Genomic DNA, 23,679 nt, shown 5'->3' with positions numbered 1-23,679 from the left:
TGCACTCACGTGCGCCAGTCTTCGCTGGGCATGATCCGCCGCATGAACTCATCGAACAACGGGACCGTGAACGCGGTGTCGCCGTGGCTGGGGCTCCAGATCATGCCCTTGGCAATCAGCGAGCTGCGCACGGGCCCCAGCGAACTGACTTCACGCTTGAGACAATCGGCAATAGCCCCTGATCGATGGGGGCCGGGACCAAGTTCGGACATGGCGCGCAGGTAGCGCTTCTCCTGGGGCGTCAGCCGATCGAAGCGAACTCGGAAGAAGCTCTCGTCGAGCGCCGCCACGGCCGTGGTCGTCGCCTGCTCGACGTCATCGGCCTTGATGGGGGACTCGACAGCGACTTCCCAGCTCCGTTGGCCCCATTCCTGGAGGAAGTAGGGATAGCAGCGCGTGTCGGTCAAGATCCGCTCGACGGCGCCGACGGTGATTTCGGCGCCCTCAGCTTCGATCGGCCTGGTGATGGCACGCACCGCTGCGTCAGCGCTGAGCGGGCCAACCTCGGGAAACGTGAACAAGCGTTCAGCGTAGGACTTCGCATTGCCCATGCGCCCGCGCAACTGCGGCAGACCGGCACCCACGAGGAGCACGGGTACCTGACGCTGAGCACAGCGGTGCATCGCGGTGATGAGGGCCGCCAACTGGGGCTCCGGCACGTACTGAAGTTCGTCGACGAAGAGCACCAGGGCCGTGCCGGCCGCCTTGGCCGCCGCGCCGGCGCTTTCCAGCAGTTCCTGCAGGTCGTGCTCCAGGTCGCCGTTGTCGGCCAGGCCGGGCTCACCTTCGTAGTCCAGACCGACCTCGATGTCGCCGTACGTGACCTTCAGGGCCTTGGCGAAACCTGCCAGAGCGCGCAAGCCTCGCACGGCCAAGTCCTTGGCATGCGCCAGCTTGCTCAGCCGCAACAACGCCACACGTAACTGCGGCGCCAGTAAGGCGGGCAGCGAGCGATCCTCGGGGGCTTCGATGCGGACGGTGTGCACGCCTGAGGCTTCCGCGTCGTCGCGCATGCGGTCAAGCAGCACCGTCTTGCCTACGCCGCGCAGGCCGACCATCAGCACGCTGCGCGCGGACTTCCCCGCTCGCGTGCGCTCGACGGCGACGCGAACGGCTTCTCGCAGGTCATCGCGACCAGCGAGTTCCGGCGGCGGGGAACCGGCACCAGGGGCAAAGGGGTTTTTGACGGCGTCCATGGGCCAAGTGTAGAGAGTTTATGAAAGTTATTCAATATCGATAATATCGATCTCGATCAGCCACTTCTGGCCAAGCCAAGCCGGCAGGGCGAGAGCTGCGGGGATCACGGGAGACGTGTCGTGGTATCGAGCGGCGGGCGAGATGGCGCCGGGCCGCAAAGGCGTGCCGGGTGTCGATCACGCCGGCACAGTCGGGGTCGTGCCGCCTCTGCGGAGTTCAAAAAGCACCCCCATCAATCCAGCAGGTGCGCGATGAAGGTATTTTTCTGACACCCTGAGAATGTTTATTATCAGGGCGTTAGTTGGTGAAGATAAATCTCGGCGCCAGGCGTAGCCCCGCTCACGCAACTGAATTTGATGCTGCTTTGCAAGACAATTTGATGCTATCGACGCCGGGCAGCCGCAGATGGCGACCTTGCGCGGCCTCATGGTGCCGCGACACCGCCATGACGCCAGCACCGACGGCATTGCCACAACCCGCGCCGTCAGCCTGCAAGTCATTGAATTCACGGCAATCCTGGGTCAGGAGGTGTGGGCGCGCCTCGGTGAGTTCGGCTGCACAGCCTGGTCGTTGGGGATCGGCCGGCACACCGGCTGCTGTGCATACCCAGTCCCTCGCGACCCGACAGCAAGCGTCAAATTTGCTTGAATCGCCCATCAAGCATCATTTTTACTTGCCAAGTAGCATCATCTTTCGGACGCGGTCTGGAGCCTACCTCTCTCTGAGGGTCGACCGTATCGATAGCATCAATTTCGCTTGTGCGAGCGATCTTACTTGTGCAAGCGAAGCGCACCCTCCCAGGTGCGCTCACATCACGCCTCAGGCAAAAACTCAGCCGACAGCACCTGCTCCATCGACCACGGGCAGTCGTCCGGGAAGTTGTCCAGTCCCGTTTCTTCGACCGCTTTGGTCACCGCATCAGACCATGTCCCTGCCAACCAGTCAGCATCGCTCAGCGACGCCTTGAGGCTGGGGGTCTGACGCATCGCCGCCGCAATGGCCTTGCGTTGCTCCTTGATCGTGCGGCTCCAACTGCTGCCTCGCCGGCCGGGTTGGTACTGCCACTTCAGGAGGTGCGCCAACAGGACTGCCATGCGGCTCGCCAGTTCGCGCTTTTCGCTCTTGCCCACGTCCTCGATCTCCTCGGCGATGTGCTCGATGTCGAGCGCCGAGAGCTGGCCCGAGCGCAACAGCGCGGCTTGCTCCATCGCCCAGGCCACCACGTCCTTCTCGTACGGCGTTCCCATTCGGGCCTCCTTCTGTCAGGTCCAAGCGCGCATTGTCGGCCATAGTTCAACTCCCGAGCGCCTGTCGGACCACGCCAGCGAGTTCACGCACCTGCGGCTCGTTGAGCATAGTGTTGTGGTTGCCCGCCACCCACTGTACATGCACCGGGAAATGCGCGTGGGGTTGCCAGTCCCACTGCGCGTCGTCGAGCAACCAGGCCGGTGTGTCGTGATGCCGATCACTTGCACGCAGCGCCCACACCGGTGCCTGTACCCTCGCGCCGGGCTGGTAGCGTTCGTGGTTGTCCTCAGCTGTTTCCCAAACCCGGAACAGCGTGCGCACCTGCTCGACCCCGACGCTGGCCGGTACGATCTGGCGTTGCCACAGTCGCTGCACGATGCACTGCCAGCGGCTGTCCTCGTCAGGCAGTGCCTCCAGCATCGCTTCGGGCAGGTCGAGTGACTGCTCAAAAGCGGCTTCTAGCGAATCGATGGCGTCCATCATCCGCTTCAGAGCAGAGCGGCCTCGGCGTTGCTGATATGCCTGCGCCGGCGTACTGGGCGTTGCATCAAGTAAGACAAGCTGCGCGACACATTGCCCCTGCTGTTCCAGTTGACGTGTCATCTCGAACGCTACACGTGCACCGCTGGAGTGCCCCAGCAGACGGTATGGTCCCTCGGGCTGGTGAGTGCGCAGTGCTGTGACGAGCTGGCGAGCGTGGGCCTCGACCGAGTCAGGCAGGCGCTCGCCAGGACCGATCCCCGGCGTCTGCAGACCGAAGACGGGTTGCTCGGCGCCGAGGTGCCGCGCCAGGGTGTGGAAGTACAGCACCTGACCGCCGGCACCGGGCAGGCAGTACAGCGCCGGCCGGTGACCGGTGGGTTGAATCGGTACGACGTGACGGGGTAGATCGGCCTGCGGGGGGGCATCGAGATGATCGGCGAGCTGGGCGACGGTGGACGAGCGGAACAGCACCTTCAGTGGCAGTTGCTGGCCGAAATGCTGCTGCACGCAGGCCAGCAGTCGAATTGCCAGCAGGGAGTGGCCACCGAGATCGAAGAAATTCGCATCAATGCTGATCGGGCGCACGCCGAGCACCTGTTCCCACAGTCGGGTGAGGTGGACTTCAGTCAGAGTGCGTGGGGCGAGGTGATGAGTGCCGGAGACCTGATCAGGCTCGGGCAGTGCGCGGCGATCGACCTTGCCGTTGGGGGTCAGCGGCATGGCCTGCAGCACCGTGACGGAGGCCGGCACCATGTACTCGGGCAGGCGGCTCTTGAGCCAGACCTTCAGCTCGGACACTTCGACCGCAGCGCGGAGAATAACGTAGCCGGCCAGGGCCTTGACCCCCGCGCGCTCGCGCAGCACCGCCGCCGCTGCACTTACCGCCTCGTGGGCGCTGAGTGCAGACTCGATCTCACCGAGTTCGATACGGAAGCCCCGCAGCTTGACCTGGTGGTCAATGCGGCCCAGGTACTCCAGGTTGCCGTCCGGCAGCCAGCGTGCCAGATCCCCCGTGCGGTATAGCCGCTCTGTCTTGCCAAGGACGTCGGCGGTGATGAACTTCTCCGCCGTCAGCTCCGGCCGGTTCAGGTAGCCCCTCGCCAAGCCCGCTCCAGCCACATGCATCTCCCCCGCCACACCCGGCGGCACCGGGTTGAGATGGCGATCGAGCAGGTAAATGCGCAGGTCCGGGATGGCCCGTCCGATCACGCTCGATCCCCGTGTCACGCTGTGGCGGTCCAGCGCATGGTAGGTAACATGCACGGTCGTCTCGGTGATGCCGTACATGTTGACCAGTTGTGGCTGCACGTCGCCGTGCCGCTCGAACCAGGGCCTCAGGCTCGCAAGCTCCAGCGCCTCACCACCGAAGATGATCCACTTCAGTGAGAATCGTTCGAAAGTACAGGCGGTATCGGCTTGGATGAGCTGCAGGAAGGCCGAGGGCGTCTGGTTGAGCACCGTGACCTGCTCGTCGAGCAGGAGCTGGCGGAACAGGTCGGGGCTGCGGCTGACCAAGTAGGGCACGATGACCAGGCGGCCGCCGTGGGCGAGAGCGCCCCAGATCTCCCAGACGGAGAAGTCGAAGGCGTAGGAGTGGAACAGGGTCCAGGTGTTGGTGGGGCCGAAGTGGAACCAGGCTTCGGTGGCGGAGAATAGCCGGCTGATGTTGGCGTGGGTCATCAGACAGCCCTTGGGGGTACCGGTGGAACCGGAGGTGTAGATGACGTAGGCGAGGTCGTGTGGCGAGGCCTGGCGAGAGGGGCGGGAGACGGGCTGGCCGGCCCAGAGGACGGGCTGGTCGAGCTGGAGCACGGCGGCCTGGCTCGGGGGCAGGCGATCGAGCACGGCGCTGTGCGAGAGCAAGACCGGCGCCTTGGAGTCCTGAACCATGAAGGCGAGGCGCTCTGGCGGATAGTCGGGGTCGAGGGGGACGTAGGCGCCGCCGGCCTTGAGGATGCCGAGCAGCCCCACGACCATCTCCAGGGATCTGGGCACGCAAAGCCCGACGAGGGTGTCGGGTTGGATGCCTTGTTCGATGAGGGCGTGGGCGACCTGGTTGGCTTGTTTGTCGAGTTGGGCGTAGCTCAGGGCCTGGCCCTCGAAGACCACGGCGGTGGCGTCAGGGGTCTGGTCCACCTGCCGCTCGAAGAGATCGACGACGGTGAGGTCCTGCGGGTAGTCGGCCTCGGTCCGGTTCCAGGCGAGGAGCTGCGCCTTGTCATCCTGGGTGAGGATGTCGATGGCCTGCAGCGGCGTGTCAGGCTGTGCGGTGACGACTTGGAGCGCCTGCTCGAAGTGGCGGGCCAGGCGCTCGATGCGAGCCTGGGTGAACAGGTCGGAGGCGAACTCCCAGTGGCAGAGGATGCCCTGGGGGGTTTGCTGCGCGCTCAGGGTGAGGTCGACCTTGGCGACACTGCTGGACTGCTCGACCGGGGTGATCTGGAGCCCGTCGAGGTCGAAGTCGGCTGCGTCGTTGTTCTGCAGGACGAACATGACTTGGAACAGCGGAGCGTGGGCGAGGCTGCGCTCGGGGCTGAGCGCTTCGACGACACGCTCGAAGGGCAGCGCCTGGCGGGCGAAGGCGCCCAGCGCGGTGTGGCGGACCTGCGCGAGCAGCTCGGCGAAGGGCTGCTGGGGGTCGAGGTGGCTGCGGAGGACGAGGGTGTTGACGAACAGGCCGACGAGGTGCTCGGTCTGGGCGTGCTCGCGGTTGGCCACGGGCGTGCCGACGCTGATGTCGGACTGAGCGCTGTGGCGGTGCAGCACGAGCTGCAGGGCTGCCAGCAGGGTCATGAAGACCGTCGCTCCTTGGGCGCGGGCGAGCCGCTCGACGGCCTGGCTCAGCGCGGCGTCGAGGGTGCGGGAGAAGCTGGCGCCGCGGTAGCTCTGCTGGGCGGGGCGGGGGAAGTCGGTGGGGAGTTCGAGCAGGGCGGGGGCGCCCTGGAGCTGCGCGACCCACCAGGCGAGCTGGGCGGAGGCGGCTTCGCTCGTGCTCCAGCGCTGCTGCCAGGCTGCCACGTCGCGGTAGGCCACGGGAAGAGCGGGCAGGGGCCGCAAAGCCGGAGCCTCGCCCGCACGAGCTGAGCGGTACAACTCGGCCCACTCGCGCACCAGCACGGCAATCGACCAGCCATCGCCGATGCTGTGGTGCAGGTTGAGCAGCAGCACGTGCGCCAGCGTGTGCCGGGCCTGTCCAAGGCGCAGCAGGCTGACCTTGAACAGCGGGCCGGCAGCGAGGTCGAAGGGGGCCTGGGCGTGGGCGCAGGCCAGCCGCTCGACCTCGGCCTTCTGCGCCTCGGGGGCGAGGTGTTGCAGGTCGACGAGTTCGAGCGGATCCCACGGTGCGCACTCGTGCAGGCGAGCCTGACCCGAGGCATCGACGGGGAAGCTCTGGCGCAGGCTGGCCTGGCGCGCGGTCAGCGCCGTGAGGCTTGCCCGCAGCGCCGGCTCGTCCAGTTCGCCCGACAGGCGCAGCGCCGCGGGCATGTTGTAGGTGCTGGAGGCGCCTTCGAGCTGGGCCAGGAACCACAGCCGCTCCTGTGCGGGCGAGAGCACCAGCGCCGAGCCGGCCGGCAGCGGCTCGATCACCTCCACGATGGATCCGCGCTGCTGCGCGTCCAGCCAGGCGGCCAGATCGGCCAGCACGGGCTGCTCGAACAGCAACCGCAGGGGGCAGTCCACGCCGAGCTGTGCCCGGATGCGCGAAGCCACGCGAGTGGCCAGCAGCGAGTGCCCGCCCAGCTCGAAGAAGTGGGCCTCGGCCGTGAGCGATCCGAGGCCGAGCACCTCGGCCCAGATGGCGCCCAGCACCTCCTCGGTCGGGCCCGACAGAGGCCGGCCGACGGACACAGCCATCTCGGGCTCGGGCAGTGCGCGGCGATCGACCTTGCCGTTGGGGGTCAGCGGCAGGGCCTGCAGCACCGTGACCGAGGCCGGCACCATGTACTCGGGCAGGCGGCTCTTGAGCCAGACCTTCAGCTCGGACACTTCGACCGCAGCGCGGAGAATAACGTAGCCGGCCAGGGCCTTGACCCCCGCGCGCTCGCGCAGCACCGCCGCCGCTGCACTTACCGCCTCGTGGGCGCTGAGTGCAGACTCGATCTCACCGAGTTCGATACGGAAGCCCCGCAGCTTGACCTGGTGGTCAATGCGGCCCAGGTACTCCAGGTTGCCGTCCGGCAGCCAGCGTGCCAGATCCCCCGTGCGGTATAGCCGCTCTGTCTTGCCAAGGACGTCGGCGGTGATGAACTTCTCCGCCGTCAGCTCCGGCCGGTTCAGGTAGCCCCTCGCCAGACCGGCGCCTGCGATGCACAGTTCACCAGGTACCCCGGGCGGCAGCACTCGCTGCGCCTCATCCAGAATGTACACACGAGTGTTCGCGATCGGCGCGCCGATCGAGGCCGCAGGATGTGACTGGCACGCAGCCCGACCACTCGCGTCAATCGTCGCTTCGGTCGGGCCGTACAGGTTGTGCAGGGCGGCTTGAGGCCAGCGTCGGGCAAAGTCCCGCTGCAGACCGACCTCCAGCATCTCGCCGCCGCAGAAGATCTGCCGCAACGACGTGTCAGGTGCTGTTCTCTGGTCGAGCACCACCTGCAGCAGCGAGGGCACGCACTGCAGCACGGTGATGCGTTGCCGATCGATCAGATCCTGCAGATAGTCGGCGTCGCCGTGTCGCTCGGGAGCGGCCACCACCAGCGTGGCGCCGGTGAGCAGTGCAGCGTGGAACTCCCAGACCGAGGCATCGAAGCTGAAGGGGGTACGCTGGAGGATCCGATCCTGGGCATGCAGGTCGAAGGTCCGGATCAGCCAATGCATGTGGTTGGCCAGACCCCTGTGCTCGACTAGCACGCCCTTCGGAACCCCAGTGGAGCCGGAGGTGTAGATGACGTAGGCCAGATCCCGGGGAGATGCGCGACGAGCGGGGCGCGTGTCGGGCTGAGCGGCCCAGGCATTCGCGTCATCAAGCCGCAGTACCTGTGCTTCGCTCCGGGGCAGGCGGTCCAGAACAGCAGAGTGAGTCAGCACCACAGGTGCATTGGAGTCGCTGACCATGAAGGCCAGACGCTCTTGGGGGTAGTCGGGGTCGAGGGGGACGTAGGCCCCGCCGGCCTTGAGGATGCCGAGCAGGCCGACGACCATCTCCAGGGATCTGGGCACGCACAGCCCGACGAGGGTGTCGGGTTGGATGCCTTGTTCGATCAGGGCGTGGGCGACCTGATTCGCTCTTTGATCCAGTTCGATATAGCTCAGGGCCTGGCCCTCGAAGACCACAGCGGTGGCGTCGGGTGTCTGGTCGACCTGGGCCTCGAAGAGGTCGACGACGGTCAGGTCGGCGGGGTAGTCGGCCTCGGTCTGGTTCCAGACCCGGAGCTGGGCCTTGTCCTCGGAGGTGAGGATGTCGACGGCCAGCAGGGGCGTCTCGGGCGCACGGGTGACGACGTCGAGCACCTGAGCGAAGTGGCTGGCCAGGCGCTCGATGCGAGCCTGGGTGAAGAGGTCAGAGGCGAACTCCCAGTGACAGAGGATGCCCTCGGGGGTCTGCTGCGCGCTCAGGGTCAGGTCGACCTTGGCGACACTGCTGGACTGCGCGACAGGGCTGAGCGTCAGCCCGTCGAGTTCGAAGTCGGCCGAGTCGTTGTTCTGCAGGACGAACATGACCTGGAAGAGCGGAGCGTGGGCGAGGCTGCGCTCGGGGCTGAGCGCTTCGACGACCCGCTCGAAGGGCAGCGCCTGGCGGGCGAAGGCGCCCAGCGAGGTGTGGCGGACCTGCGCGAGCAGATCGGCGAAGGGCCGCTGGGGGTCGAGGTGGCTGCGGATGACGAGGGTGTTGACGAACAGGCCGACGAGGTGCTCGGTCTGTGCGTGCTCGCGGTTGGCCACGGGCGTGCCGACGCTGATGTCGGACTGGCCGCTGTGGCGGTGCAGCACGAGCTGCAGGGCACCGAGCAGGGTCATGAAGACCGTCGCTCCTTGAGCGCGGGCGAGCCGCTCGACGGCCTGGCTCAGCGCGGGGTCGAGGGTGCGGGAGAAGCTGGATCCGCGGTAGGACTGCTGGGCGGGGCGGGGGAAGTCGGTGGGGAGTTCGAGCAGGGCGGGGGCGCCCTGGAGCTGCGCGACCCACCAGGCGAGCTGGGCGGAGGCGGCTTCGCTCGTGCTCCAGCGCTGCTGCCAGGCTGCCACGTCGCGGTAGGCCACCGGCAGGGCCTGCAGCGCGGGCACTTTCCCCGCACGAGCCGAGCGGTACAGCTCGGCCCACTCGCGCACCAGCACGGCAATTGACCAGCCGTCGCCGATGCTGTGGTGCAGGTTGATCAGCAGCACGTGCTCCTGCGGGTTCAGGCGCAGCAGGCCGACCTTGAACAGCGGACCCGCCGCCAGGTCGAACGGGGCCTGGGCGTGTGCCCGGGCCAGCCGCTCGATCTCTGCGGCCTGCGCCTCGGGGGCGAGGTGCTGCAGGTCGGTGAGTTCGAGCGGATCCCACGGCGCACGCTCAACCAGCCGCGCTTGACCCGACTCATCGACGGGGAAGCTCTGGCGCAGGCTGGCCTGGCGCGCGGTCAGCGCCGTGAGGCTTGCCCGCAGCGCCGGCTCGTCCAGTTCGCCCGACAGGCGCAGCGCCGCGGGCATGTTGTAGGTGCTGGAGGCGCCTTCGAGCTGGGCCAGGAACCACAACCGCTCCTGCGCGGGCGAGAGCACCAGCGCCGAGCCGGCCGGCAGCGGCTCGATCACCTCCACGACGGATCCGCGCTGCTGCGCGTCCAGCCAGGCGGCCAGATCGGCCAGCACCGGCTGCTCGAACAGCACCCGCAAGGGGCAGTCCACGCCGAGCTGCGCCCGGATGCGCGAGGCCACGCGGGTGGCCAGCAGGGAGTGGCCGCCCAGCTCGAAGAAGTGCACCTCGGCCGTGAGGCCTTCGAGGCCGAGTACCTCGGCCCAGATCGCGCCCAGCACCTCCTCGGTCGGGCCCGACAGAGGCCGGCCGACGGACACAGCCATCTCGGGCTCGGGCAGTGCGCGGCGATCGACCTTGCCGTTGGGGGTCAGCGGCAGGGCCTGCAGCACCGTGACGGAGGCCGGCACCATGTACTCGGGCAGGCGGCTCTTGAGCCAGACCTTCAGCTCGGACACTTCGACCGCAGCGCGGAGAATAACGTAGCCGGCCAGGGCCTTGACCCCCGCGCGCTCGCGCAGCACCGCCGCCGCTGCACTTACCGCCTCGTGGGCGCTGAGTGCAGACTCGATCTCACCGAGTTCGATACGGAAGCCCCGCAGCTTGACCTGGTGGTCAATGCGGCCCAGGTACTCCAGGTTGCCGTCCGGCAGCCAGCGTGCCAGATCCCCCGTGCGGTATAGCCGCTCTGTCTTGCCAAGGACGTCGGCGGTGATGAACTTCTCCGCCGTCAGCTCCGGCCGGTTCAGGTAGCCCCTCGCCAAGCCCGCTCCAGCCACATGCATCTCCCCCGCCACACCCGGCGGCACCGGGTTGAGATGGCGATCGAGCAGGTAAATGCGCAGGTCCGGGATGGCCCGTCCGATCACGCTCGATCCCCGTGTCACGCTGTGGCGGTCCAGCGCATGGTAGGTAACATGCACGGTCGTCTCGGTGATGCCGTACATGTTGACCAGTTGTGGCTGCACGTCGCCGTGCCGCTCGAACCAGGGCCTCAGGCTCGCAAGCTCCAGCGCCTCACCACCGAAGATGATCCACTTCAGTGAGAATCGTTCGAAAGTACAGGCGGTATCGGCTTGGATGAGCTGCAGGAAGGCCGAGGGCGTCTGGTTGAGCACCGTGACCTGCTCGTCGAGCAGGAGCTGGCGGAACAGGTCGGGGCTGCGGCTGACCAAGTAGGGCACGATGACCAGGCGGCCGCCGTGGGCGAGAGCGCCCCAGATCTCCCAGACGGAGAAGTCGAAGGCGTAGGAGTGGAACAGGGTCCAGGTGTTGGTGGGGCCGAAGTGGAACCAGGCTTCGGTGGCGGAGAATAGCCGGCTGATGTTGGCGTGGGTCATCAGACAGCCCTTGGGGGTACCGGTGGAACCGGAGGTGTAGATGACGTAGGCGAGGTCGTGTGGCGAGGCCTGGCGAGAGGGGCGGGAGACGGGCTGGCCGGCCCAGAGGACGGGCTGGTCGAGCTGGAGCACGGCGGCCTGGCTCGGGGGCAGGCGATCGAGCACGGCGCTGTGCGAGAGCAAGACCGGCGCCTTGGAGTCCTGAACCATGAAGGCGAGGCGCTCTGGCGGATAGTCGGGGTCGAGGGGGACGTAGGCGCCGCCGGCCTTGAGGATGCCGAGCAGCCCCACGACCATCTCCAGGGATCTGGGCACGCAAAGCCCGACGAGGGTGTCGGGTTGGATGCCTTGTTCGATGAGGGCGTGGGCGACCTGGTTGGCTTGTTTGTCGAGTTGGGCGTAGCTCAGGGCCTGGCCCTCGAAGACCACGGCGGTGGCGTCAGGGGTCTGGTCCACCTGCCGCTCGAAGAGATCGACGACGGTGAGGTCCTGCGGGTAGTCGGCCTCGGTCCGGTTCCAGGCGAGGAGCTGCGCCTTGTCATCCTGGGTGAGGATCTCAAGCGCCTGAGCGGGCAGCTCCGGGGTGACGGTGATCGCCCGGACGATCTGGGCGAAGTGCGAGAGCAGCCGCTGTGCCGAGGCTGGCTCGACGCGTGCGGCGTCGAAGCTGAGCTTGAAGCCCAGGGCGTGCCCGGGCAGCACGGCCAGCGTGAGCGCGTAGTTGGTGCCCTCCTGGGCCTGGATGTCATCAAGGCCGAAGGGCTGGCTGCGCTGGTCCTTGAGGGCCTCGTCGACGGGGTAGTTCTCGAACACGACCAGCGTGTCGAAGAGGCTGGCCCCGGCGGGGATGTCGCTGGCCGCCTGGATGTCTGCGAGACTCGAATAGGCGAAAGCGTTGTCGGCCTGCTGCTGGGCCTGCAGGGTGCGGGCCAGCTCCAGCGCAGTGGAGCGCAGGCTGGCGCGCAGCGGCAGGGTGTTGATGAACAGGCCCACCATGTGCTCGATGCCGGGCAGGGGCACGTTGCGCCCGGAGGTGGTGGCGCCGAAGACGACGTCGTCGGTGCCGGCGTAGCGGCCCAGCAGGGTGGCCCAGGCGCCGAGCACGACGGCGTTGAGGGTCAGGCGCTGGCTGCGCGCCCAGCGCTGCAGCTCGGCGCTGGCCGGGGCGTCGAGCGTGAGCGCGAGGTCATGGGGCTGCTTCGGCACATCCGCCGGCACATGGCGGGCGATGGTGACCGGGGTGGGGGTATCGAAGCCGAGCAGGCGCTCGCGCCAGTGCGCGCGGGCCTGCTCCTGATCCTGGCGGGCGATCCAGGCGATGTAGTGCTGGTAGCGCTGCACCGGCGGGAGTGCTGAGGGCTGGCCGAGGCGGCTGGCCTCGTACAGCACGAAGAGTTCCTGGAACAGGATCGGCAGGCACCAGCCGTCCATCAGCAGGTGGTGGTGGCTCCACAGCAGCCGGACCTGTCCGTGGCTGAGGTCGACCAGGCTCAGGCGCATCAGCGGGGCTTGGGCGAAGTCGAAGTCGCGCCGGTCCTGCTGCAGGATCTGCTCGACGAGGCTGGCCTGGGCCGCTTCGTCAAGGTCGCGCGCCTCGACCTCGCGCCAGGGCAGCTCGACCCGTGCGAGCACGACCTGCACGGGCGGCTGCATGTCATGACGCACGGCCGAGCGCAGGATGGCGTGGCGCTCGACCAGGCCCTGCCAGGCGGCCTTCAGGTGCGCGGGCTCGACGCGGCTGAGCCCCAGGCTCATCTGCGTGATGTAGGCGCCGCTGCCCGGGGCGACCAGGCTGTGGAACAGCATGCCGTGCTGCATCGGGCTCAAGGGGTAGAGCGTCTCCAGGTCGCGGCCGTGGTCACGGCTGAGCCGGTCCAGGCTCGGCTGGTCGAGTGTGGCCAGTGCGAAGTCGCTTGGGCTGAGGCCGAAGTGATCGCGGCAGTGCGTGATCAAGGCGCGCAGGTGGCGGCCGTAGGACTGGATGAGCGCCTCGATCGAGGCGGCCTCGAACTGGGCGGTGCTGTAGTCGAAGGACAGGCTGAGCTGGCCGTGGGTGATGGAGCCGTTGATGGCCAGCAGGTGCGAGCGCTGGCCGCCGGGCTGGACCGGCTGGCCTGCACCCTCGCGGGCGAGCGTCCAGCCGTCGGCCGTGTCCTGACCGATCTGGTCGAACTGGCCGAGGTAGTTGAACAGCACCGTGCCGTGCGGCACGCGCTGACCTTGCTGTTCGAGCACGCCGCAGGCCAGCCCCTCGTGGGGGATGGCGCGCAGGGCCTCCTTGACCGCCAGCAGTATCTGGCCCGGAGCCTTGGCTGCGCCAAGGTCGACCTCGACGCTGTAGAGCGAGGTGAACCAGCCGACGGTGCGCCCGAGGTCGATGTCGGCGAAGAGTTCGGCCCGGCCGTGGCTCTCCAGGTCCAGATGCATCCGGCTCTGGCCGCCGTGCTCGTGCAGCGCGAGCGCCAGGGCGCTGACCAGCACGTCCTGGATGCCGGTGCGGAACGCCGCCGGCACCTGGTGCAGCAGCTCGGCCGTGAGGTCGGCGTCGAGCGTGAAGGTCTGCCAGGCGCTCAGGGCCTCGTCGGCCGCGCCCTCGGGGTGGTCCGCGCGCAGCGCCGGCAGGGCCGGCCGGTCCTGCCAGAGGACGGCCTCCTCGGCAAAGGCGGCACTCTGCCCCCAGCGCTGCAGCCGGGTGCTCCAGCCCTGGAAGCTGCTGGTCTTGGCCGGCAGCGCGGCGGGCTCGCCCGCAGCAGCCTGAGCGTAGGCGCGCTGCAGGTCTTCGAGCAGGATGCGCCAGGACACGCCGTCCACGGCGAGGTGGTGGATGACCCACAGCAGCCGGGTGCGCTCGGGCGCGCCGGGGCAGCGCAGCAGCACCAGGCGCGTCAGTGGCCCCTTCTCCAGGTCGAGGCTGGCCTGCCAGTGGTCGGCGCGCGCCTGCAGCTCCGCCTCCCAGGCCGCCGCATCGGTGGTCGCATCGAGGGTGTCAGCCACGTCAAGATCCTCGACGTGCAGCGGCGCGACGGATTCGGGCTCGACCTCAGCGTGGCTCTGCAGCCACTCGCCCGTGGTCGCATCGAGCGTGTAGCGCAGGCGCAGCGCATCGTGGTGGGCCAGTACCGCGGCCAAGGCCGAGCGCAACGCACGCTCCTGCAGCAGCGGCACGCGCAGCAGCATCGCCTGGTTGTAGTGCCACGGTGCCGGGCGGGCCGCCTCGAAGAATCTCGCCTGGATCGGCGTCAGCGGGACCAGGCCGCGCACCGCCCCCTGCGGGGCGTCGAGGTCGCGCACGGCGCGCACCACCTGGGCCAGCTCGGCCACGCTCTGGTGCTCGAACACGTCCCGCGCACTCAGGCCAAGACCCGCCTGGCGGGCACGGGCCACGATCTGGATGCTCAGGATCGAGTCACCACCGAGATCGAAGAAGTTGTCGTGGATGCCGATGTCGCTGCGGCGCAGCACGGCTGACCAGATCGCGCAGAGCGTCTGCTCGGCGGCGCTGCGCGGGGCGCTCCAGTCGGTGGAGACGGCCAGCTCAGGCTCCGGGAGCGCCCGGCGATCGACCTTGCCGTTGGGGGTCAGCGGCAGGGACTCCAGCACCGTGAGGCTGGAGGGCACCATGTACTCGGGCAGGCGGGCCTTGAGCCAGCCCTTCAGCTCGGACACCTCGACCGCAGCGCGGAGAACCACGTAGCCCGCCAGAGCCTTGACGCCCTCGCGCTCGCGCAGCACCACCGCTGCGGCGCTCACCGCCGAGTGGGCACCGAGCGCGGACTCGATCTCGCCCAGCTCGATGCGGAAGCCCCGCAGCTTGACCTGGTGGTCCAGCCGGCCGAGGTACTCCAGGTTGCCGTCCGGCAGCCGGCGGGCAAGATCCCCCGTGCGGTACAGCCTCTCCGCCTTGCCAAGGACGTCGGCCGTGATGAACTTCTCCGCCGTCAGATCGGGGCGGTTCAGGTACCCCCGCGCTAAGCCGGCCCCGGCGATGCACAGCTCTCCCGGCACACCCGGCGGCAGCACCCGCTGTTGCGCGTCCAGGATGTAGATCCTCGTGTTCGCCAGCGGCACTCCGATCGGGGCTTGTGTCATCTCTGCCGTGCAGGATGCGATCGTGGCGCAAACCGTCGTCTCGGTCGGACCATAGGCGTTGTAGAACAACCGGTCGGCTGCCCAGACGGACAGCAGCGCTGGCGGGCATGCCTCGCCAGCGACCACCAGCGTGCGCAGCGCCGGCAGTCGCTCGGATGGCAGCACTGCCAGCATCGAGGGCGGCAGTGTCACATGAGTAATCGCCTGCTGCTGCAACACGGCCATCAGATCCTCGCGCAGGCGCTGGCTCGGCGCCAGATGCAACGCGGCTCCGCTGCCCAGGGCCATCAGGACTTCCCAGGCTGCGGCATCGAAGCTGAAGGCGGCAAATTGCAGCACGCGGCATCCCGGGCCGGTGTCGAATGCCTGAATTTGGGCAAACGCAAGGTTGACAGCGCCACCGTGCTGCAGCAGCACGCCCTTGGGGGTACCGGTGGAACCGGAGGTGTAGATGACGTAGGCGAGGTCGTGTGGCGAGGCCTGGCGAGAGGGGCGGGAGACGGGCTGGCCGGCCCAGAGGACGGGCTGGTCGAGCTGGAGCACGGCGGCCTGGCTCGGGGGCAGGCGATCGAGCACGGCGCTGTGCGAGAGCAAGACCGGCGCCTTGGAGTCCTGAACCATGAAGGCGAGGCGCTCTGGCGGATAGTCGGGGTCGAGGGGGACGTAGGCGCCGCCGGCCTTGAGGATGCCGAGCAGCCCCACGACCATCTCCAGGGATCTGGGCACGCAAAGCCCGACGAGGGTGTCGGGTTGGATGCCTTGTTCGATGAGGGCGTGGGCGACCTGGTTGGCTTGTTTGTCGAGTTGGGCGTAGCTCAGGGCCTGGCCCTCGAAGACCACGGCGGTGGCGTCAGGGGTCTGGTCCACCTGCCGCTCGAAGAGATCGACGACGGTGAGGTCCTGCGGGTAGTCGGCCTCGGTCCGGTTCCAGGCGAGGAGCTGCGCCTTGTCATCCTGGGTGAGGATGTCGATGGCCTGCAGCGGCGTGTCAGGCTGTGCGGTGACGACTTGGAGCGCCTGCTCGAAGTGGCGGGCCAGGCGCTCGATGCGAGCCTGGGTGAACAGGTCGGAGGCGAACTCCCAGTGGCAGAGGATGCCCTGGGGGGTTTGCTGCGCGCTCAGGGTGAGGTCGACCTTGGCGACACTGCTGGACTGCTCGACCGGGGTGATCTGGAGCCCGTCGAGGTCGAAGTCGGCTGCGTCGTTGTTCTGCAGGACGAACATGACTTGGAACAGCGGAGCGTGGGCGAGGCTGCGCTCGGGGCTGAGCGCTTCGACGACACGCTCGAAGGGCAGCGCCTGGCGGGCGAAGGCGCCCAGCGCGGTGTGGCGGACCTGCGCGAGCAGCTCGGCGAAGGGCTGCTGGGGGTCGAGGTGGCTGCGGAGGACGAGGGTGTTGACGAACAGGCCGACGAGGTGCTCGGTCTGGGCGTGCTCGCGGTTGGCCACGGGCGTGCCGACGCTGATGTCGGACTGAGCGCTGTGGCGGTGCAGCACGAGCTGCAGGGCTGCCAGCAGGGTCATGAAGACCGTCGCTCCTTGGGCGCGGGCGAGCCGCTCGACGGCCTGGCTCAGCGCGGCGTCGAGGGTGCGGGAGAAGCTGGCGCCGCGGTAGCTCTGCTGGGCGGGGCGGGGGAAGTCGGTGGGGAGTTCGAGCAGGGCGGGGGCGCCCTGGAGCTGCGCGACCCACCAGGCGAGCTGGGCGGAGGCGGCTTCGCTCGTGCTCCAGCGCTGCTGCCAGGCTGCCACGTCGCGGTAGGCCACGGGAAGAGCGGGCAGGGGCCGCAAAGCCGGGGCCTCGCCCGCACGGGCGGCGCGGTACAGCGCGGCCCACTCGCGCACCAGCACGGCAATCGACCAGCCGTCGGCGATGCTGTGGTGCAGGTTCAGCAGCAGCACGTGCTCCAGCGGGCTCAGCCGCAGCAGGCCGACCTTGAACAGCGGGCCGGTGGCGAGGTCGAAGGGGGCCTGGGCGTGCGCGCGGGCCAGCCGCTCGACCTCGGCCGCCTGCGCCTCGGGGTCGAGGTGCTGCAGGTCGGCGAGTTCGAGCGGATCCCAGGGTGCGCGCTCGGCCAGACGGACCTGTCCCGCCGCATCGACGGGGAAGCTCTGGCGCAGGCTGGCCTGACGGCAGGTCAGCGCCACCAGGCTCGCGCGCAGCGCCGCCTCGTCCAGCTCGCCCGACAGGCGCAGCGCCGCGGGCATGTTGTATGTGCTGGAGGCACCTTCGAGCTGCGCGAGGAACCACAGCCGCTCCTGCGCGGGCGAGAGCACCAGGGGCTCACCCTCGGCCAGCACGGCGATGGTCTCCACGGCCGAGCCACGCTGCTGCGTGTCCAGCCAGGCGGCCAGATCGACCAGCACGGGCTGCTCTAACAGCACCCGCAGGGGGCAGTCCACGCCGAGCTGTGTCCGGATGCGCGAGGCCACGCGCGTGGCCAGCAGGGAGTGGCCGCCCAGCTCGAAGAAGTTCGATTCGGCCGACAGCGAGGCCAGACCGAGCACCTCGGCCCAGATCCCGCCCAGCAGTTCTTCCGTCGGACCCGACAGCGCACGGCCGACGGAGACGGCCAGTTCAGGCTCCGGGAGCGCCCGGCGATCGACCTTGCCGTTGGGGGTCAGCGGCAGGGACTCCAGCACCGTGAGGCTGGAGGGCACCATGTACTCAGGCAGGCGGGCCTTGAGCCAGCCCTTCAGCTCGGACACCTCGACCGCAGAGCGGAGAACCACGTAGCCGGCCAGGGCCTTGACCCCCTCGGTGCCCTCGGGTTGGCGCAGCACCACCGCGGCGGCGCTGACCGCCTCGTGAGCGCTGAGCGCAGACTCGATCTCGCCCAGCTCGATGCGGAAGCCCCGCAGCTTGACCTGGTGGTCTAGCCGGCCGAGGTACTCCAGGTTGCCGTCCGGCAGCCAGCGCGCCAGATCCCCCGTGCGGTACAGCCTCTCCGCGTGGCCCAGCACCTCCGCGGTGATGAACTTCTCCGCCGTCAGCTCGGGGCGGTTCAGGTAGCCCCGCGCCAGACCGGCCCCTGCGATGCACAGCTCTCCCGGCACACCCGGCGGCAGCACCCGCTGTTGCGCGTCCAGGATGTACACCTTCGTGTTCGCGATCGGCCGGCCGATCGACCCCAGCCGCTCCGGATCTTGCGTCACCGCATGCGCGGCTGACCAGATCGTGGTCTCGGTCGGGCCGTAGACGTTCCAGAGAAGCCGGGCTTGCGCCAGCAGTCGCTCACCCAGATCTCTCGGCAGAGCTTCTCCGCCACACAGCACGGTCAGCGGCCTGTGCTGTTGCCAGCCGCTCTCTAACAGCATTCGCCAGGTGGCGGGCGTCGCCTGCATCAGGTCGATGACCTGCTCGTGCAGGCATGCCTGCAACTGTCGGGCATCGGTGGCCATTTCACGACTGGCCAGATGAACGGACGCCCCGCTGACGAGCGGCAGGTAAAGCTCCAGTGCCGCGATGTCGAATGACAGCGTGGTCACTGCCAGCAGCGTCTGACCGCACTGGATATCGGTGCGCGGCTGCATGTCGGCCAGAAAGTTCGACAGGGCCGCATGCGCAATCATGACGCCCTTAGGAACCCCGGTGGAGCCGGAGGTGTAGATGACGTAGGCGAGATCCTGGGGCGAAGCACGGCGAGCCGGGCGGATGTCGGGCTGACAAGCCCAGAGGTCGGGCTGGTCGAGCATCAGCACGGCGGCTTGGCTCTGTGGAAGTTGCTGCAGCACGGAGGAGTGCGAGAGCACGACCCGCGCCTGTGCGTCGGTGACCATGAAGGCGAGGCGCTCTGGCGGATAGTCGGGGTCGAGGGGGACGTAGGCGCCGCCGGCCTTGAGGATGCCGAGCAGCCCCACGACCATCTCCAGGGATCTGGGCACGCAAAGCCCGACGAGGGTGTCGGGTTGGATGCCTTGTTCGATGAGGGCGTGGGCGACCTGGTTGGCTTGTTTGTCGAGTTGGGCGTAGCTCAGGGCCTGGCCCTCGAAGACCACGGCGGTGGCGTCAGGGGTCTGGTCCACCTGCCGCTCGAAGAGATCGACGACGGTGAGGTCCTGCGGGTAGTCGGCCTCGGTCCGGTTCCAGGCGAGGAGCTGCGCCTTGTCATCCTGGGTGAGGATGTCGATGGCCTGCAGCGGCGTGTCAGGCTGTGCGGTGACGACTTGGAGCGCCTGCTCGAAGTGGCGGGCCAGGCGCTCGATGCGAGCCTGGGTGAACAGGTCGGAGGCGAACTCCCAGTGGCAGAGGATGCCCTGGGGGGTTTGCTGCGCGCTCAGGGTGAGGTCGACCTTGGCGACACTGCTGGACTGCTCGACCGGGGTGATCTGGAGCCCGTCGAGGTCGAAGTCGGCTGCGTCGTTGTTCTGCAGGACGAACATGACTTGGAACAGCGGAGCGTGGGCGAGGCTGCGCTCGGGGCTGAGCGCTTCGACGACACGCTCGAAGGGCAGCGCCTGGCGGGCGAAGGCGCCCAGCGCGGTGTGGCGGACCTGCGCGAGCAGCTCGGCGAAGGGCTGCTGGGGGTCGAGGTGGCTGCGGAGGACGAGGGTGTTGACGAACAGGCCGACGAGGTGCTCGGTCTGGGCGTGCTCGCGGTTGGCCACGGGCGTGCCGACGCTGATGTCGGACTGAGCGCTGTGGCGGTGCAGCACGAGCTGCAGGGCTGCCAGCAGGGTCATGAAGACCGTCGCTCCTTGGGCGCGGGCGAGCCGCTCGACGGCCTGGCTCAGCGCGGCGTCGAGGGTGCGGGAGAAGCTGGCGCCGCGGTAGCTCTGCTGGGCGGGGCGGGGGAAGTCGGTGGGGAGTTCGAGCAGGGCGGGGGCGCCCTGGAGCTGCGCGACCCACCAGGCGAGCTGGGCGGAGGCGGCTTCGCTCGTGCTCCAGCGCTGCTGCCAGGCTGCCACGTCGCGGTAGGCCACGGGAAGAGCGGGCAGGGGCCGCAAAGCCGGGGCCTCGCCCGCACGGGCGGCGCGGTACAGCGCGGCCCACTCGCGCACCAGCACGGCAATCGACCAGCCGTCGGCGATGCTGTGGTGCAGGTTCAGCAGCAGCACGTGCTCCAGCGGGCTCAGCCGCAGCAGGCCGACCTTGAACAGCGGGCCGGTGGCGAGGTCGAAGGGGGCCTGGGCGTGCGCGCGGGCCAGCCGCTCGACCTCGGCCGCCTGCGCCTCGGGGTCGAGGTGCTGCAGGTCGGCGAGTTCGAGCGGATCCCAGGGTGCGCGCTCGGCCAGACGGACCTGTCCCGCCGCATCGACGGGGAAGCTCTGGCGCAGGCTGGCCTGACGGCAGGTCAGCGCCACCAGGCTCGCGCGCAGCGCCGCCTCGTCCAGCTCGCCCGACAGGCGCAGCGCCGCGGGCATGTTGTATGTGCTGGAGGCACCTTCGAGCTGCGCGAGGAACCACAGCCGCTCCTGCGCGGGCGAGAGCACCAGGGGCTCACCCTCGGCCAGCACGGCGATGGTCTCCACGGCCGAGCCACGCTGCTGCGTGTCCAGCCAGGCGGCCAGATCGACCAGCACGGGCTGCTCTAACAGCACCCGCAGGGGGCAGTCCACGCCGAGCTGTGTCCGGATGCGCGAGGCCACGCGCGTGGCCAGCAGGGAGTGGCCGCCCAGCTCGAAGAAGTTCGATTCGGCCGACAGCGAGGCCAGACCGAGCACCTCGGCCCAGATCCCGCCCAGCAGTTCTTCCGTCGGACCCGACAGCGCACGGCCGACGGAGACGGCCAGTTCAGGCTCCGGGAGCGCCCGGCGATCGACCTTGCCGTTGGGGGTCAGCGGCAGGGACTCCAGCACCGTGAGGCTGGAGGGCACCATGTACTCAGGCAGGCGGGCCTTGAGCCAGCCCTTCAGCTCGGACACCTCGACCGCAGAGCGGAGAACCACGTAGCCCGCCAGAGCCTTGACGCCCTCGCGCTCGCGCAGCACCACCGCTGCGGCGCTCACCGCCTCGTGCGCAGACAGCGCAGACTCGACCTCGCCCAGCTCGATGCGGAAGCCCCGCAGCTTGACCTGGTGGTCCAGCCGGCCGAGGTACTCCAGGTTGCCGTCCGGCAGCCAGCGGGCAAGATCCCCCGTGCGGTACAGCCTCTCCGCGCGACCCAGCACCTCGGCGACGATGAACTTCTCCGCCGTCAGCTCGGGGCGGTTCAGGTAGCCCCGTCCCACCTGGACGCCCGCGATGCACAGCTCTCCTGGTACGCCCGGGGGCACTGGTTGCTGGTCGGTGTCCAGGAGGTGTACGCGCGTGTTGGACACCGGTCGTCCGATCGGCACGCTCTCGCCGAGACTCCCGGGTTCGCAGGGCCAGTACGTCACGTCCACCGCCGCTTCGGTCGGCCCGTACAGGTTGTGCAGCCCTACTTCGGGCAGCCGCTCCAGGCAGCGCCGCTCCAGATCGACCGGCAGCGCCTCGCCGCTGCAGACGATGCGCCGCAGCGCATGGCCTGCTGGCAGCGTGGCCAGCTCCAGGAAGGCGCCCAGCATCGGGGGCACGAAGTGCAGCGTGGTGATGCGCTCGTGCGTGATCAGCTCGGCCAAGTACTGCGGCTCCTGGTGGCCACCCGGACGGGCCAGCACCAGCCGAGCGCCGGTCATCAGTGGCCAGAAGAACTCCCAGACCGAAACGTCGAAGCTGAAGGGGGTCTTCTGCAGCACCACGTCCGCAGCGTCGAGCCGATACTCGTCTTGCATCCACTGCAGGCGATTGACGACGCCGCGGTGTTCGTTCATCGCGCCCTTGGGCACCCCGGTGGATCCGGAGGTGTAGATGACGTAGGCGAGGTCGTGGGGAGAGGCCTGGCGAGCGGGGCGGGAGCCGGGCTGGCTGGCCCAGACATTCGAGTCATCAAGGCGCAGCACCTGTGCTTCGCTCAGGGGCAGGCGGTCCAGCACGGCGGAGTGCGAGAGCACGACCTGCGCCTGTGCGTCGGTGACCATGAAGGTCAGACGGTCCTGGGGGTAGTCGGGGTCGAGGGGGACGTAGGCCCCTCCGGCCTTGAGGATGCCCAGGAGGCCGACGACCATCTCCAGGGATCTGGGCACGCACAGCCCGACAAGGGTGTCGGGGCCGACGCCCTGCTCGATGAGGGCGTGGGCGACCTGGTTTGCTCGTCTGTCAAGCTGGGCATAGCTCAGGCGCTGGCCCTCGAAGACCACGGCCGTGGCGTCAGGGGAGGTGTCCACCTGAGCCTCGAAGAGATCGACGACAGTCAGATCCTGGGGATAGTCGGCGTCGGTCTGGTTCCAGGCGCGGAGCCGCTCCTCATCGTGACCAGTCATCACTGGTAGCGCCTGCACTGAGGTCTGTCCCCTGCTCTCCAGTGCTGCCGCCAAGAGCACATGAAAGCGCTCCTGCAGTGCTCGCACCTCTGCCTCGTCCAGATACGCCAGGTTGTGCACGAAGTCCACTTGCACGTCATGTGCATCGTGGAAGTCACGCACGAACACTGTCAGCGGATCTTGCGCATGTCCGTTCAGCACCGGAATCAGTTGTCCCCGGATTCCCGCAAAGTCCATGTCGTTGCCGCTGTTCTCAAAAGACAGCGTCACATCGAAGAGCGCCGAGCGGGCCGCCTGCAGCCCCACGGCCCGGTTGATCTCGCTGACCGGGAAGCGCTGGTGCCGGTAGTGCCCCTTGAGCGCCTTGCCGATTCCTCGGATCAGCTCCACGAACGTGATCTCGCGCCCGAACTGGAAGTGTGCTGGCGTCACCCCGACGAAAAGGCCCGCAGTTGCCCGCATCTGCGCATTGCTGCGGTTGAGCACCGGCAGGCCCACGGCGAAGTCCTCGCGCTGCCCGGTACGGGTGAAGTACACGTACAACGCTCCCAGCAGCACATGGAACACGCTGGCGCCTTGCTCGGCCGCCAGCGCCTCCAGTTCACGGTACATCGCCCGAGGCAGGTGCATCGACTGCACCGCGCTGCCCGCGGTTCCTTCACTCTTCGGTGCAGTGGCATGGTGCCGAGCCTGCAGCAACGGCTCAGGTGCGCCATTGGCGTACTGGGCCAACCAGTACGCCCGGTCCCGCTCGAACGCGGGCGACTCCACGTACTCCCGGTCACTGGCGATGAACGCCGTGTACGACGGACTCGGCGCGATCTCGCTCCAGGCCTGCTCGGCCAGACTGGAATAGATCTCCGCCAGCGAGCGGTTGATCAGTGCCACGCCCCAGCCATCGACGATCAGGTGGTGGTACTGCAGCAGCCAGCCGTACTCGCTGGGCCCCATCTTGACCAGGTCGTAGCGCCACAGCGGCTGCCCGATCAGCGTGAAGGGCTCCTCGAAGCGGGCCTGCATCCAGGCGTGCGCCGCACCTCTCGGATCCGCTTCACCCGAGAAGTCGTGCAGCGGCACCTCCGCAGCCCAAGGCTCGACCACCTTCTGCAGCGGCATGCCGTCCTCGTCCGCGGTGTCCATCAGCACCAGACGCAGCGCGTCATGCCGCCTGATCAGCATCTGTACCGCCGTGCGGAACATCTCGACGTCAATCTCCCCGGGCAGGTCCACCCAGCCACCGATGTTGTACAGCGCCACCCCCTCGTGCAGCATCTGGTCGAACCAGATCTCGCGCTGGGACGAAGAGAGCGGGTGAACGGTCAGGTGAGGTGCGCGCATGGTGAAGAACAGTCGATCAGGTCAGAGAGC

General features: G+C 68.4%; 3 protein-coding genes. All 3 read right to left on the bottom strand.

What is annotated here, in order from left to right; all coding sequences use genetic code 11:
- Window positions 1-5: 5 nt before the first annotated feature.
- Entirely contained in the window at window positions 6-1,196 is a 1,191-nt protein-coding gene (locus BDD16_RS22435) for an ATP-binding protein (protein WP_179636357.1), read from the bottom strand.
- Window positions 1,197-2,009: 813 nt separating this feature from the next.
- Entirely contained in the window at window positions 2,010-2,444 is a 435-nt protein-coding gene (locus tag BDD16_RS22430) for a DUF29 domain-containing protein (RefSeq protein ID WP_179636356.1), read from the bottom strand.
- A 46-nt stretch (window positions 2,445-2,490) separates the two neighbouring features.
- Entirely contained in the window at window positions 2,491-23,649 is a 21,159-nt protein-coding gene (locus BDD16_RS22425) for a non-ribosomal peptide synthetase (RefSeq protein WP_179636355.1), read from the bottom strand.
- Between the last annotated feature and the right edge of the window lie 30 nt (window positions 23,650-23,679).

Source organism: Sphaerotilus montanus (assembly GCF_013410775.1).
GTDB classification, from domain to species: Bacteria; Pseudomonadota; Gammaproteobacteria; order Burkholderiales; family Burkholderiaceae_C; genus Sphaerotilus; species Sphaerotilus montanus.
Note: the sequence above shows the minus strand (reverse complement) of the source record. Positions and strands in the feature narration are given on the sequence as shown.

Coding starts and splice junctions, on each gene's coding strand:
- BDD16_RS22435 (WP_179636357.1), bottom strand. CDS start 1,196: ATGGACGCCGTCAAAAACCCCTTTGCCCCTGGTGCCGGTTCCCCGCCG.
- BDD16_RS22430 (WP_179636356.1), bottom strand. CDS start 2,444: ATGGGAACGCCGTACGAGAAGGACGTGGTGGCCTGGGCGATGGAGCAA.
- BDD16_RS22425 (WP_179636355.1), bottom strand. CDS start 23,649: ATGCGCGCACCTCACCTGACCGTTCACCCGCTCTCTTCGTCCCAGCGC.